General features: G+C 38.7%; 9 protein-coding genes and 2 pseudogenes. All 11 read left to right on the top strand.

What is annotated here, in order from left to right; all coding sequences use genetic code 11:
- The first annotated feature begins 274 nt into the window (after nucleotides 1-274).
- Nucleotides 275-1,581 (top strand): annotated as a pseudogene (locus JCM17102_RS27100) (histidine-type phosphatase).
- An 89-nt stretch (nucleotides 1,582-1,670) separates the two neighbouring features.
- A pseudogene (rlmF, locus tag JCM17102_RS27095) lies at nucleotides 1,671-2,593 on the top strand (23S rRNA (adenine(1618)-N(6))-methyltransferase RlmF).
- A 74-nt stretch (nucleotides 2,594-2,667) separates the two neighbouring features.
- Nucleotides 2,668-4,317, top strand: a complete 1,650-nt coding sequence (locus JCM17102_RS10110) for a sialidase family protein (RefSeq protein ID WP_025075028.1) — start codon at nucleotides 2,668-2,670, stop codon at nucleotides 4,315-4,317.
- A 1,178-nt stretch (nucleotides 4,318-5,495) separates the two neighbouring features.
- Nucleotides 5,496-5,858, top strand: coding sequence for a DUF488 domain-containing protein (locus JCM17102_RS10105; protein WP_025075027.1), 363 nt, complete (start codon nucleotides 5,496-5,498; stop codon nucleotides 5,856-5,858).
- Nucleotides 5,859-5,942: 84 nt separating this feature from the next.
- The gene (locus JCM17102_RS10100; protein WP_025075026.1) at nucleotides 5,943-7,175 is read left to right on the top strand and encodes a Cof-type HAD-IIB family hydrolase; all 1,233 of its coding nucleotides are present in this window, start codon (nucleotides 5,943-5,945) and stop codon (nucleotides 7,173-7,175) included.
- The gene (locus tag JCM17102_RS10095) at nucleotides 7,172-8,275 is read left to right on the top strand and encodes an isochorismate synthase (RefSeq protein ID WP_025075025.1); all 1,104 of its coding nucleotides are present in this window, start codon (nucleotides 7,172-7,174) and stop codon (nucleotides 8,273-8,275) included. The genes JCM17102_RS10100 and JCM17102_RS10095 overlap by 4 nt, the downstream gene beginning before the upstream one ends.
- Before the next feature lie 61 nt (nucleotides 8,276-8,336).
- The gene (gene menD / locus JCM17102_RS10090; protein WP_025075024.1) at nucleotides 8,337-10,004 is read left to right on the top strand and encodes a 2-succinyl-5-enolpyruvyl-6-hydroxy-3-cyclohexene-1-carboxylic-acid synthase; all 1,668 of its coding nucleotides are present in this window, start codon (nucleotides 8,337-8,339) and stop codon (nucleotides 10,002-10,004) included.
- A 3-nt stretch (nucleotides 10,005-10,007) separates the two neighbouring features.
- Nucleotides 10,008-10,832, top strand: coding sequence for a 1,4-dihydroxy-2-naphthoyl-CoA synthase (gene menB, locus JCM17102_RS10085; protein WP_025075023.1), 825 nt, complete (start codon nucleotides 10,008-10,010; stop codon nucleotides 10,830-10,832).
- A 30-nt stretch (nucleotides 10,833-10,862) separates the two neighbouring features.
- Entirely contained in the window at nucleotides 10,863-11,888 is a 1,026-nt protein-coding gene (locus JCM17102_RS10080; protein ID WP_025075022.1) for an o-succinylbenzoate synthase, read from the top strand.
- Entirely contained in the window at nucleotides 11,885-12,997 is a 1,113-nt protein-coding gene (locus JCM17102_RS10075; protein ID WP_033886721.1) for an AMP-binding protein, read from the top strand. The genes JCM17102_RS10080 and JCM17102_RS10075 overlap by 4 nt, the downstream gene beginning before the upstream one ends.
- Nucleotides 12,998-13,172: 175 nt before the next feature.
- On the top strand, nucleotides 13,173-14,099 hold the full coding sequence (locus JCM17102_RS10070; RefSeq protein WP_025075020.1) for a hydrogen peroxide-inducible genes activator: 927 nt from the start codon (nucleotides 13,173-13,175) through the stop codon (nucleotides 14,097-14,099).
- The last annotated feature ends 100 nt before the right edge of the window (nucleotides 14,100-14,199 follow it).

Here is a 14,199-nt window from a genome sequence, read left to right as displayed (position 1 = left end):
TTTAACAACAATTTTCATAATTATATAATAGACAGGAGATGGCATGTTAATGTGGTTCATTGTAACCATGTAACGTTCTGTTGTCAAATATATATATGTTTTTTTAAGCACTTTACGAAAAGCCGCTCGGAGATAGAAGATAATGACATGCTTGATGAGGAATGAGAACCGCTTGATGTCATGGTACTGAATGTCCTAGGTGTTGTATATGATTCTGGATGAACATTACTCTTCTTTCATCGTTATAGTCTATATATAAAAAGGATAGATAATTATGAAAGAATTATTGTTCATCGGAATTCTTATGTTTTGTCCTGTCTCTATAATATGGGGGCAGGCTGGAATACAACAATATGCAGGAACAGCTATGCCATATCCTGTTGTGAAAGACTCATCTGTCATTTCTCAGGATGGTATGGTTCCATTCTATATGAATCATTTGGGAAGACATGGAGCCCGTTTCCCAACTTCAGGAAAGGCTTTGAGTAAGGTGAAGGGGATATTAATTGCAGCTCAACAAGAAAATAGATTGACGACAGCAGGAGTATCATTACTTTCCACATTGCAACATTTATCTGAGGCTTTTGAAGGAAAGTGGGGAAATTTATCAGTAGTGGGAGAATTAGAGCAACAAGGAATTGCCGGGCGTATGATAGAACACTACCCTCAACTATTTAGCGATTCAGCTGAAATAGAGGCAATAGCGACTTATGTTCCCCGTTGTATACATAGTATGGATGCATTTCTTGCTTGTATGACACAATATAATTCTTCTTTACGCATACAACGTAGTGAAGGGAGACAATATAATGATATTCTTCGTTTTTTCGACTTAAACAAATCTTATGTGGAGTATAAGGAAAAAGGTGACTGGCTTCCTATATATGAGAATTTTGTGCGAAAAAAAATAGCTCCTGCTCCTATTATGAAAAACTTTTTTCTTGAATCGGGACAAGAGACAGATCAAGAAGCAGAGGAGTTTGTCATGGCTTTATTTTCCATTGCTGCCATACTTCCGGATACAGGTGATTTAACAAATCTGGATGGTCTTTTTACAATAAACGAATGGGCCGATTACTGGCAGACACAGAATTTGCGACAATATATGAGCAAGAGTTCTGCGCCTGTCGGAAAGATGTTACCTGTTGTGATTGCATGGCCTTTATTAGCAGAATTCATTCATTCTACCAATGAGGTAATAGATGGTAAGTCTGATATTCGTGCAAACTTTCGTTTTGCTCATGCGGAAACAGTTATTCCTTTTGTGGCATTGATGGGAATAGAAAAAACGGATGTTCAAGTTTCCATTGCTGATTCTGTCTTCCGATATTGGAAAGATTATGAGATTTCTCCAATGGCTGCTAATGTACAATGGGTTTTTATCATGATAAAGATCGTGAAATATGGGTGAAAATTCTTTTGAATGAAAGGGAGGCAACACTTCCTATCTCTACTTCTCGTTTTCCCTATTATCAGTGGAAAACAGTTTGTACATATCTTAATGAGAGAATTGAAATGGCGAAAGAGGTTCTTTTAAAAAGAGAAAAATTAAAAGTTGTTTCCTCTTATACACAACACTGACTGACACCTCACTAAAAATATAAGGATAGCTTCAATACAGTAGGCTGTCTTTATTTTTTTGATATGAAAATATACATATCTTTGTCACCATGATAGAAAGAAACGAACTACACGAAAGAAATAAGCATGGTGGACAATATGATTTTATCAGTTTAACAAAGGTCTATCCTCCACTTAAAAAGTTTGTAACTTTAAATCCACATGGGATACAGACAATAAACTTTTTCAATCCACATGCTGTAAAGGCTTTGAATAAGGCTTTATTGATAAACTATTATGGTATTCGGTATTGGGACATACCCAAAGGATACCTGTGCCCACCTATTCCTGGAAGAGCAGATTACATCCATTATATGGCAGATCTGATACAAGCACAACCTTTGAGTGGTAGTATTGACCAAGGGAATAAACAAAACTATAGGTGTTTGGATATTGGCGTCGGTGCTAACTGTATTTATCCGATTATAGGTCAAACTGAGTATGGATGGGGATTTGTAGGTTCTGATATTGATCCCTTGGCCATAGAAAATGCAAGAAAGATTATAACTTGTAATCCGATATTAGCACATAAAATTGAATTACGGCTTCAGAAAGATAAACGGAAAATATTTGATGGAATCATTGTTGCGGATGAATACTTTGACGTGACGATATGTAATCCACCCTTCATAGCTCCCGAAAAGAGGCTGAAGATGGCACAATACGTAAATTAAGTAGTCTGAAGGGAGAAAAAGTGAGAAAAGTAAAGCTGAATTTTGGAGGAAATGCAAATGAACTTTGGTGTGAAGGCGGGGAATTACACTTTTTATTGAACATGATTTTTGAGAGTCAGAAGTATCAGCAGAACTGTGGATGGTTCAGTAGTTTGGTTTCTAAAGGAAAGAATCTGGATGTACTATGTGCTAAATTGAAAACAATCAATGTTTCGGAATATAGGATAATTCAGATGAGCAAGGGACCAAAAATAGTAGAATATTGGCTTGGCGGTTTTGATAAATATGAATTTATCTGATTTTATAGGAAATAATTATTAATATTGCATTCCTATTTATTCTTGATTCCATGGAAAACATAAATAAAAATACGGTGAAAGTAAAAAAGAAGATATTGGTTATAATATCGATAGTCTTGTTATTAACACCGGGCATATCTTTTAGTAAAGGAATTAAGTTGGAGTTGGAAAGACCCGTCATTCCTGTTTTGGTTAAAAAGCAGATTAATCCTACAATAAAAGGAACTTTAATTAGAAAAGACAATCATCCATACATAATCAGACAGATTGATGTTGATTTGCGTGGTTGTACTGATTTGTCTGATATTGTTTCTGTGGCAGTATATGGTGTACGTAAAGATGGATGGATTGATACATCTCATTTGGTATGCCAACCGGTTCGTGCATCCCGAAAGATTTCTTTTACTGATGAAATATCTGTAGAACAAGATTCTCTGAGTTTTTGGATCGCAGTGACGTTAAAAGATACAGTTTCCCTTGATCACCGGATCCAGATAAATTGTAGCCGGATAAAGACAAGTAAAGGTGACATAAAAAATACAGATGAGGCTAAGCCTTTGAGAGTAGGAGTCGCCGTAAGGCAAAAAGGACAAGATGGTATTACATCTTCTCGTATTCCGGGATTAGCAACAAGTAATAAAGGCACATTACTAGCCGTTTTTGATGCCCGTTACGATTCTTCTCGTGATTTACAAGGCAATATAGACATTGCTCTTCATCGAAGCATAGATAAGGGAATGACCTGGCAGCCTATTTGTAAGGTGTTAGATATGGGAGAGTGGGGAGGATTGCCACAAAAATACAATGGAGTAAGTGATGCTTGCATTCTTGTAGATAAAAATACGGATGATATTTATGTAGCAGGGTTGTGGATGCATGGTGCATTGGATGATCATGGTAAATGGATAGAAGGACTGAATGAAAATAGTACTTATTGGATACATCAATGGATGAAGAAAGGCTCTCAGCGTGGACTAGGACTAAAAGAGACCTGCCAGTTCTTACTGACAAAGAGTACGGACGACGGACTTACTTGGGGTTTCCCGGATAATATAACGGAAAAAACAAAGCGTCCGGAATGGTGGTTGTTTGCTCCTGCACCCGGACAGGGGATTACGTTAGTCGATGGTACTCTTGTATTTCCAACTCAAGGACGGGATATAGAGGGGGTACCTTTCTCTAATATCACTTACAGCAAAGATCATGGAAAGATCTGGACCACCAGTAATCCTGCTTATGACAATGTAACGGAATGCAATGCTGTTCAATTGAGTGATGGTAGTATTATGCTGAATATGCGTGATAATAGAAACCGCGGGAGCAAAGAAATAAACGGAAGAAGAATCGGTACAACTGCGGATTGGGGAGAAACATGGACAGAGCATCCCACTTCACGAAAAGCATTGATAGAGCCTACCTGTATGGGTAGTTTGCACCGGCACGATTATACAGAAAAGGGGGAGAAAAAAAGTATACTTCTGTTTGCTAATCCCAATGATTACCGGACACGTGATAAGCTAACACTGAAAGTCAGCTTCGACGATGGTATGACATGGCCCGAAGAATATTGGATTTTATTCGATCAGTATCGTAGTGCGGGCTATTCTTGTATCACATCTATTGATGAAATTTCGATAGGAATTTTATATGAAAGCAGCCAAGCGGATATAGCTTTTATAAAAATAGGTTTGGGTGAGATTCTGAAAACCGGAAACCCTGAATAATTGAATATTTCACATACGCTACTCTTGTACTTCACCTGATCGTTTCTTGTGCTTCTCTTGGTGAATTGTTGTACTTCAGTCTGTCAGTTCTAGTACTTGATTCGGAATACTCTAGTACTCGATTTATTCACTCTTACTTTTATTAATCTTTTGGGCTCTTGATTTTTCTGTCTTATTCATTGGATACTGAGGACTTAATGAATGAATAGTTGTCGCTAATATATAATTATTGTACGATATTATGGATGCTTTTGCTCCGTTTCTTCAGCATAAATCGACCTTTCGGAAAGGCTGATTTATGCTACTTTCACTCTCACTTAACGCTCCTTTCCTGCTCTTTTTTTTATGTTGTAATGTGTATATTGTTGATTATTAGTATATTGTGTGATTGTCTTATTGGAGGCTATATGATCGAAGTGACTGTTTTTATTTTTTAGTGAGAGTACTTTGTTTATGATAGTATTGAGAAAAAATGATTTAAACTATTGTTTAAATCATTTTGCCTAATACTTCCGGGAACACAGAAGGAACGATTGCTCATTTTTCTATATGCACACGACATTGATATCCTGAACAAGAAAACGGTAGTTGGATCTTTATCACTTTAGAAAGTCTCGGTCAATTTATAAGGTAAGAACAGAAAGTCATGGTGTTCAATTGGCTCTTCCTACTTTCTAGTGTCAAAAGCAGTATGGCAATTTAGTTCAAACATTATTAGTCGGATGTACTGTAAGCAGTATTTGTAATTTATTGACAAATACTGTTCTTGACCTGAGAGTGTTTTGAGGAGAAGAAGCATAAAGGTGAGAGTGAAAGTGAGAGTAGCGAATTAATTTCTTTTTGGAGAATTGAAACTGATTTAATGTCTTGATAACCAGTGACTAATTCTTTTGTGCGTCTTGTAGAGCATTACTCTCACTTTTATTTTTTACTCTCATTGTTGAACTTCAGTTTGCTCCTATCTTATTTTGAAAAAAGTTTATATTATCTTGCGTTTCCCTGTATTGACACAGGTTTGTGACCGTTAGAATTGAGAATCATGTTACTATAAAACCGTATAAAGTATAGTTATTTTCCATTTGGTTATATGTCAGGTTTAGAAAGTACTAATTGAACAGCTTATTTAAACAATTTACTGTTTTCTTGGTTTATTCTATATAAACTTAGTATAAACGACAATGGTTCAAGTTAGGATAAAACGAGTATACGAAGAATATTCGGAGACAGATGGATATCGGGTTTTAGTGGATAAATTATGGCCACGCGGCATCAAAAAAGAGTGTTTAAGATATGATTATTGGGCGAAAGATATAACTCCTTCCGCAATGTTGCGGCAGTGGTTTCATGAGGATATTCCGGGGCATTGGAATGACTTTGTGGTATTGTATCAAAAAGAGCTGGAAACTTCTCCGGCCATGGCTGATTTTCTGTCTCTTATCAAACCATATCCTGTAGTAACATTGATTTACGCTTCTAAAGAACTAATCTATAATCATGCCCGAATCCTTCGGGATTATCTGGAAACACATCTGAAAGAATAAAATAATAGTAATTTTTATCAGTTTTCGCTTTCTGTCGTTCGCTCAATTTCCTACCTTTGTAATCTAAATCAAAATCGTGAAGCCATGAAATATAAATTATTGGTTCTTGATGTAGACGGAACTCTTCTCAATGAGACAAAAGAAGTTAGTAAGCGTACACTTGCCGCTTTACTGAAAGTGCAACAAATGGGAGTGCGCATTGTATTGGCATCCGGCAGACCTACATATGGGGTAATGCCATTAGCTAAGTCTCTTGAACTGGGAAATTACGGAGGTTATATCCTGTCATACAATGGTTGTCAGATAATCGATGCACAAAACGGGAAAATACTGTTTGAAAGACGGATCAATCCTGAGATGCTGCCATATCTGGAGAAGAAAGCACATAAAAATGGATTTGCTTTATTTACTTATCATGATGATACTCTTATCACGAATGCACCAGAGAATGAACATATTCAAAGTGAAGCTCGGCTCAATAATCTGCGGGTAATTAAGGAAGAAGAGTTTTCAACGGCTATTGATTTCGCTCCTTGCAAATGTATGTTGGTAAGTGATGACGAAGAATCATTGGTAAGCTTGGAAGATCATTGGAAAAGACGGTTGAATGGAGCATTGGATGTTTTCCGTTCTGAACCGTATTTTCTTGAGGTTGTTCCTTGTTCCATTGACAAAGCTAATACACTGGGCGCTTTATTGGAACAGTTGAAGATGAAACGTGAAGAAGTGATTGCAATAGGTGACGGAGTATGTGATGTGACTATGATTCAGTTAGCCGGATTGGGCATTGCCATGGGACATTCGCAAGATTCAGTAAAAGCTTGTGCAGATTATGTGACAGCTTCGAATGAAGAAGACGGAGTAGCTATTGCTGTGGAGAAAGTTATTCTGGAAGAAATTCGTGCGACGGAAATTCCTCTTGATGAATTGAATGCACAGGCCCGCCATGCGTTGATGGGAAACCTGGGTATTCAATATACTTATGCTGCCGAAGATCGGGTGGAAGCCACAATGCCGGTTGATCATCGTACCCGCCAACCTTTTGGTATCTTACATGGCGGAGCTACTCTTGCATTGGCAGAAACTGTTGCCGGGCTTGGATCGATGATTCTTTGCCAGCCGGATGAAATTGTTGTTGGTATGCAAGTCAGTGGAAATCATATATCTTCCGCACACGAAGGGGATACTGTTCGTGCAGTAGGGACTATTGTACATAAAGGCCGTTCTTCCCATGTATGGAATGTCGATGTATTTACTTCAACTAATAAATTAGTATCTTCCGTACGGGTAGTAAACAGTGTTATGAAAAAGAGATGACCGACGAAGAAATAAGGAACTTGACAACTATTGATGCATTTATTCAGCGGAAACAGCCGTTTGCTATTTACCGTATTCCGGGGGAGGAGTATCCTCGTTTTTTGACACAAACGACCGGCGAAGTTTGCTTGATTTATGATGTGAAGGATTTGGATAGACAAAGAGGATTTGTAATTGCACCTTTTCATGTAAGTGAGGCATGCCCTATTGTATTAATACAATCAGAGCAGCCGGGACAGCCTTTGCCTATTGAGGAAGGAATAATTCCGGATGATTTTTCAGTGTTTTCTTCAGAGGAGGAATCATTTATAGCTTCTTGTTCTGAAGAGTATGCAGCATGCTTTCATACTTTTATAGAAGCATTGAGCAATCATACTTTCGATAAGCTCGTGCTTTCACGTAGCTTGACCATTCAGAAAGTATCCGAATTTTCTCCATTAGCTGCTTTTCGGATTGCTTGCCGACGTTATGTGCATTCGTATATATATTTATGTTATACTCCTCAAACTGGTATTTGGCTGGGAAGTACCCCTGAGATTCTATTGTCCGGAGAAAAAAAAGAATGGAATACAGTGGCTTTAGCAGGAACTCAGCCATTGCAAGGCGGAAAACTTCCGCAAATATGGGATGATAAGAATCGGAAGGAACAGGAGTATGTGACATCGTATATTCGTCATCAACTGCTTTCGTTAGGAATTCGGGCCACTGAAAACGGACCTTATCCTGCTTATGCAGGTGCTTTGTCACATTTGAAGACGGATTTCCAGTTTTCTTTAAAGAATAGCGAGACTTTGGGAGAACTCTTGAATGTGTTACATCCGACTCCTGCTGTTTGTGGACTTCCCAAAGAAGAAGCGTACCGTTTTATATTAGATAATGAAGGGTATGACCGCAGTTATTATTCCGGATTTATAGGATGGCTTGATCCCGATGGACGAACAGATTTGTATGTGAATCTGCGTTGTATGCAGGTTGGTAAAGAGACTTTGACGTTTTATGCCGGGGGAGGACTTTTGGCTTCCTCTGAACTGAATGATGAATGGCAGGAAACGGAAAAAAAACTGCAAACCATGCGGAGACTTACTCCAGCTCTTTCATAAAAACAGGTGAGCTCTTTTCATGGGTGATGGTAAAATAAGTTAAGTAATAATTGATATTCCTATGTATACAGATAAGAAAAATATACTTCAATTGGTTGCGCTACTGGAAGCGTATGGGATTACAAAGGTCGTTTTATGTCCGGGTAGTCGTAACGCACCTATTGTGCATACTCTATCCACTCATCCGAATTTCAGTTGTTATTCAATGACAGATGAACGAAGTGCAGGTTACTTTGCCATTGGACTGAGTCTTAATGGTGGTCGTCCGGCCGCTATTTGTTGCACGTCGGGTACAGCATTGCTGAATCTACATCCGGCTGTGGCGGAAGCGTATTACCAGAATATTCCTTTAGTCGTTATTTCTGCCGATCGTCCTGCTTCCTGGATTGGGCAGATGGATGGTCAGACATTGCCACAACCTGGTGTTTTTCAGTCATTAGTAAAGAAGTCTGTGAATCTTCCGGAAATTAATTCGGAAGAAGATGAATGGTATTGTAATCGTCTTATCAATGAGGCTCTTTTGGAGACTAATCATCATGGAAAAGGTCCGGTACACATTAATATTCCTATTTCTGAACCTTTGTTTCAGTTTACTGAAGATTCACTTCCGCAAGTAAGGGTTATCACTCGTTATCAGGGATTAAATGTTTACGATAGAGACTATAATGATTTGATTGATCGTCTGAATAAATACAATAAGCGGATGGTAATTGTAGGTCAGATGAATCTGATTTATCTATTTGAGAAAAAACATACAAAGCTATTGTATAGACACTTCGCATGGTTAACAGAACATATCGGTAATCGGACGACTCCTGGCATTCCAGTGAAGAACTTTGATGCTGCTCTTTATGCCATACCTGAAGAGAAGATAGCTCAGATGACTCCTGAACTTCTGATTACTTATGGTGGACATGTTGTTTCGAAACGATTGAAGAAATTCTTGCGCCAGCATCCGCCTAAGGAACATTGGCATGTCTCTCCGGATGGGGAAGTCATAGATTTATATGGCTCACTGACTACTATCATTGAGATGGATCCTTTTGAGTTTTTGGAAAAAATAGCCGGATTTTTGGATAACCGTACCCCCGGATATCCACTTGTGTGGGAGAATTATTGTAAGATAATTCCCGAACCCAATTTTCCTTATTCGGAAATGTCTGCCATAGGAGCATTGATTAAATCCTTACCGGAATCGTGTGCTTTACATTTGGCAAATAGTTCTGTTGTACGTTATGCACAGTTATACTCTGTACCTTCAACCATTGAGGTCTGTTGTAATCGGGGAACAAGTGGCATTGAAGGCTCTCTTTCCACTGCTGTAGGCTATGCAGCCTGTTCGGATAAACTGAACTTTGTAGCCATTGGCGATTTAAGTTTCTTTTATGATATGAATGCTTTATGGACTAACAATATACGTCCCAATTTACGTATTCTTTTGCTGAACAACGGAGGAGGGGAAATATTTCATACCTTGCCTGGACTAGATATGTCAGGGACCTCTCATAAGTTTATCACTGCTACTCATAAAACATCTGCTAAAGGGTGGGCAGAGGAACGTGGCTTCTTATATCTGTGTGTGGAAAATGACGAACAATTAACGGAAGCAATGGAAGTGTTTACTTTACCGGAAGCAATGGAGCAGCCTGTCTTGATGGAAGTTTTTACGAACAAGAACAAAGATGCACGTATTTTGAAAGATTATTATTATCAATTAAAACAAAAATAGATTATGTCAGAACAAAGAGAATGGACTACTATCAGAGAATATGAAGATATTCTTTTTGATTATTATAATGGAATCGCTCGTATAACGATTAATCGGGAACGTTATCGGAACGCATTTACTCCCACTACTACAGCCGAGATGAGTGATGCGCTACGCATCTGCCGCGAAGAGGCGGATATTGATGTTGTTGTGATTACAGGTGCAGGTGATAAAGCTTTTTGTTCCGGTGGTGATCAGAATGTAAAAGGACGCGGTGGTTATATTGGGAAGGATGGAATACCTCGTTTAAGTGTATTGGATGTGCAGAAGCAAATCCGTAGTATTCCGAAACCGGTGATTGCTGCTGTAAATGGATTTGCTATTGGCGGCGGTCATGTACTTCATGTGGTGTGTGATTTGTCCATTGCTTCGGAGAATGCTATTTTCGGACAGACAGGTCCTCGCGTGGGTAGTTTTGATGCAGGATTCGGAGCTTCCTATCTAGCACGTGTGGTTGGCCAGAAAAAAGCGCGTGAGATTTGGTTCCTTTGCCGCAAATATAATGCACAGGAAGCTTTAGATATGGGATTGGTAAATAAGGTTGTTCCTTTAGAAAAGTTAGAAGATGAATATGTTCAATGGGCGGAGGAAATGATGATGCTTAGTCCATTAGCATTGCGAATGATTAAGGCTGGTTTAAATGCTGAATTGGATGGCCAGTCCGGTATTCAGGAATTAGCGGGTGATGCAACTTTACTTTACTATTTGACTGACGAGGCACAAGAAGGAAAAAATGCTTTTTTGGAGAAACGTAAACCTAACTTTAAACAATATCCCAAATTCCCATAAAATAACATTCAAATTTGCGCATTTAGTAGAATGGATTGCAAAATTGACATTATTCCCCGGTTGCTTCATTTTAAACAGCCGGCTGGTACCTCACGAGGAGTATATACTACTCGGAAGGTTTGGTATCTTCATTTCACTTCTTCTGAATTTCCCGATCGGATAGGGATAGGTGAATGTGCACCATTACCTAACTTAAGTTGTGATGATGTTCCGGGTTATGAACAGATATTGGCAGATATATGTCGAAAAGTGGAACAGCAAGGAGGGAGGTTGGATGTAGAGGCATTACGGGATTATCCTTCCATTCTTTTTGGTTTGGAAACAGCTACCAGACATTTCTTTATCGGTGATTGGGCTTTATGGGATACTGATTTCTCGCGTGGAAAAGTTGGGATTCCTATCAATGGACTTATCTGGATGGGGGATTCTAAAAGCATGCTTGAGCAGATAGAAAAAAAAATGGAAATAGGGTTCCGATGTATCAAGCTAAAAATAGGTGCTATCAATTTTGACGAAGAATTGGCATTACTTCGTCATATTCGTGCTCACTTCTCTTCCAAAGAAATCGAATTGCGTGTAGATGCAAATGGGGCATTTTCTCCGGCTGATGCTATGGAAAAACTAAAACGTCTGTCTGAACTTGATTTGCATTCTATCGAACAACCTATTCGTGCCGGACAGTGGGAAGAAATGGCTCGTCTAGCTTCTGAGTCTCCATTACCAATAGCCTTGGATGAGGAATTGATAGGTCTCAATACCATCGAGAAAAAGCAAAAACTTCTATCTGTTATTCATCCGCAATATATCATTCTCAAGCCTTCACTTCATGGAGGAATGATTGGAGGAGGAGAGTGGATTGCTGAAGCGGAAAAACAACAAATTGGTTGGTGGATTACTTCTGCTTTGGAATCGAATATAGGTTTAAATGCTATCGCACAATGGTGTTCAATTTTCCATAATCCATTGCCACAAGGGTTGGGGACCGGTTTGCTTTTTACGGATAATGTAGAGATGCCGCTTGAGATAAGAAAAGATTGTCTGTGGTATTGTAAATGATGATATTTGATCGACAGAAACAGAGCTTACTGCTGGACGGGAGAAAATATACTTCCAAAGATGTGAGCAGTCTGATAAAAAGAGGTGAAAAAGAATTTCCTCACGCCATTTGGGAATTACTATTATTCTTGAAGGAATGGTTTGATGATTCTCCTACTTTAGTGGTTCATACCTCTGGTTCTACGGGGGTACCCAAAGAATTATTAGTTAGTAAAGACCGAATGATGCAAAGTGCTCGGCTGACTTGTGAGCATTTGAACTTACAGTCAGGTGATACGGCATTGCTTTGTATGAATCTCCGCTATATTGGAGCAATGATGGTAGTTGTACGTTCTTTGGTTGCAGGTTTGAATTTAATAGTTCGTCCGGCTTCTGGTCATCCGTTGGCGGATGTGAAGGGGCCATTAAGGTTTGCGGCAATGGTTCCTTTGCAGGTATATAATACTCTTCAAAAAGAAGAAGAACGCAAACGATTAGAACAAATCGATATTTTAATAATAGGTGGAGGTGCAATAGATAACTCCTTGGCAGCCGAAATTAAAAATCTTTCGGGGGCAGTCTATTCTACCTATGGTATGACAGAGACTTTATCTCATATCGCTCTTCGACGGCTCAATGGAAAATTAGCTTCGGAACGTTATTATCCTTTTGATTCAGTAAAACTCTCTTTGTCTCAGGAAAATACATTAGTGATCGAAGCCCCTTTAGTGTGTAATGACACATTATATACGAATGATATAGCGTGTATTTATTCGGACGGGAGTTTTACAATTCTGGGCAGGAAAGATAATGTTATCAATAGTGGCGGGATTAAAATACAAGCGGAAGAAGTAGAAAAGAAACTTCATTCATTGATCTCCGAACCATTTGTTATAACTTCAGTACCTGATAGCCGTTTGGGGCAAGCTGTGACATTATTAACCATGCAGCCGTCAAATGTAGAGGAATTGGAAAATAGAATAAAGTCTGTGATACCTCTCTATTACTGTCCTAAATACATTTATATTGTAGAGCAAATCCCACAAACTGAAAATGGAAAAATAGATCGTAAGGCTTGTCGTGATTTAGCGAAAAAGATTCTATTATCACAGGATGTAGAAAAATGTTAGTAGGGCTGACTGATAACATGAAAGTTATCATGTTCTTTTCGCTTTTAATGATTTATACTCGTTTTTCTGTACGACAAAGATAGGGCGGAAAATGCTTCGTGTCAAACTGAAAATTTCTATCTTTGCATAGATGAACTCTATAAATCATAATAGATAATTCAATAAGATAGAAGATATGACGATACAACAATTGGAGTATATCTTAGCGGTGGACCAGTTTCGCCATTTTGCTCGGGCTGCAGAGTATTGTAGGGTGACACAACCGACTCTGAGTGCTATGATTCAGAAGTTGGAAGATGAATTGGGGGTGAAGTTATTTGATAGGACATTGCAACCGGTTTGCCCGACAGCTATCGGAGAGAAGATTATTAGCCAAGCGAGGATTATTCTGGCACAGGCAGCGCAAGTAAAGGAAATTATTAGTGAAGAGAAGCAGACACTAACTGGTGTGTTTCGTTTAGGGGTATTGCCTACTATTGCTCCTTATTTGTTGCCTCGTTTCTTTCCCCAACTGATGGAGAAGTATCCGGAATTGGATATTCGTGTTACTGAGATGAAGACACAGGATATTCAACAAGCGCTACATTCAGGAGATATTGATGCAGGAATCATTGCTAATAAGTTGGAAGATTCTTTTTTGATAGAAGAAACACTATTTTATGAGCAGTTCTATGGATATGTGTCAAAGAAAGAACCATTATTCAAGCATGAGGTTATTCGTACCTCTGATATCACAGGTGAGCGGCTTTGGCTGTTGGATGAAGGTCATTGTTTTCGTGATCAACTCATTCGCTTTTGTCAGATAGAAGCTGTAAAAGTCAGTCAAATGGCGTATCATCTGGGAAGTATGGAGACATTTATGCGAATGGTTGAAAGCGGGAAAGGAATTACTTTTATTCCGGAATTGGCTGTTGCACAACTATCTGAAGAGCAGCGTGAACTTGTACGTCCATTTGCCATTCCTCGTCCTACTCGACAGATAGTGTTGGTGACAAGCAAAGACTTTATACGGTATAGTTTGCTCAATGTGTTAAAAGAAGAGATACAGGCTGCAATCCCTAAAAACATGTTGTCTCTACAATCTGTTCAATATTTGCTTTAAAAAGCTTGAATGAAAGAGTGTCATTGATCTCACATTTTGAGAGATAGAATACAAATTGAGGGTGATTGTTATCACAACAACCGCCCTCTCACATATATAT

This window comes from Bacteroides faecichinchillae JCM 17102, assembly GCF_000614145.1.
In the GTDB taxonomy this organism is placed as follows: domain Bacteria; phylum Bacteroidota; class Bacteroidia; order Bacteroidales; family Bacteroidaceae; genus Bacteroides; species Bacteroides faecichinchillae.
This window is presented reverse-complemented; position numbering and strand designations above follow the sequence as displayed.

Excerpts from the sequence above, each read along its gene's own strand:
- JCM17102_RS10105 (WP_025075027.1), top strand. The coding sequence starts at position 5,496 with ATGGTTCAAGTTAGGATAAAACGAGTATACGAAGAATATTCGGAGACA.
- JCM17102_RS10100 (WP_025075026.1), top strand. The coding sequence starts at position 5,943 with ATGAAATATAAATTATTGGTTCTTGATGTAGACGGAACTCTTCTCAAT.
- JCM17102_RS10095 (WP_025075025.1), top strand. The coding sequence starts at position 7,172 with ATGACCGACGAAGAAATAAGGAACTTGACAACTATTGATGCATTTATT.
- menD (WP_025075024.1), top strand. The coding sequence starts at position 8,337 with ATGTATACAGATAAGAAAAATATACTTCAATTGGTTGCGCTACTGGAA.
- menB (WP_025075023.1), top strand. The coding sequence starts at position 10,008 with ATGTCAGAACAAAGAGAATGGACTACTATCAGAGAATATGAAGATATT.
- JCM17102_RS10080 (WP_025075022.1), top strand. The coding sequence starts at position 10,863 with ATGGATTGCAAAATTGACATTATTCCCCGGTTGCTTCATTTTAAACAG.
- JCM17102_RS10075 (WP_033886721.1), top strand. The coding sequence starts at position 11,885 with ATGATGATATTTGATCGACAGAAACAGAGCTTACTGCTGGACGGGAGA.
- JCM17102_RS10070 (WP_025075020.1), top strand. The coding sequence starts at position 13,173 with ATGACGATACAACAATTGGAGTATATCTTAGCGGTGGACCAGTTTCGC.